Source organism: Oleiphilus sp. HI0128, assembly GCF_001635365.1.
Genome location: NZ_LWGG01001592.1, coordinates 1 through 694, shown reverse-complemented (window position 1 = coordinate 694; position 694 = coordinate 1). Strand labels below are relative to the sequence as shown.

1 protein-coding gene is annotated in these 694 nt (G+C 47.7%); it reads right to left on the bottom strand.

All coding sequences use genetic code 11. The annotated features are described in order from the left end of the window. On the bottom strand, positions 1 to 694 hold a 694-nt coding region (locus A3763_RS26065), incomplete at both ends, for an efflux RND transporter periplasmic adaptor subunit (protein ID WP_156495350.1).

The following is a 694-nucleotide window of genomic DNA, read 5'->3' as shown; positions in this document are numbered from 1 at the left end:
GGAATCCTTACCTGCAAGGTGTCACCCAAACTGAGGCCGATCGCCAATTGTTCGCGCACATGCGCCTCGACTCGTAAAGTAGCTGGATTATATAAGGTAAGAAGCTGCATCCCTGGTTGGGCAGTATTACCGGGCTCTGCAAAGCGATCGATTATTAGACCATCAATAGGGGAATGCACCTGAGCATAACCCAGGGCCGTTTGCGCTTCTAACAAAGCCTGTTCTGCACTTTGCTTACCGGCTAACAAGCTATCGTAGTTTGCCTGAGTCTGCTCCAAAGCAGCGTTAGCAATCAAGCCTTTCTGACTCAAGTCCTCAGAACGCTTAAGATTATTCTTTGCTTCCAACAATCGTGCAGACACTGAAGACAAAGCCGCTTTTGCCTGAGACTCCCGTGATAGCAAATCTGCCTTTTCCAATTCAATCAGTAGCTGCCCTTGTTTAACCTGCTGCCCTGCTCGTACATGTACTTTCTCTATCTTGGCTAGAATACGTGATGAGATAAGTGAATTCTGTTTCGCTTCAATACCTGCTGGCACTGGCTCGAACACTTCCTTCTTCACCCGTTCGACCTCAATCGCTTGCCTTAGTAGCTCATCGAGTTTTACCAAACTTTGCTGCTCACTTTGCCCGGGCTTTACCTTGTTATTAAAGGCACCCGCCATCCAGGCAACCATAACGATAAGTAAAGCAA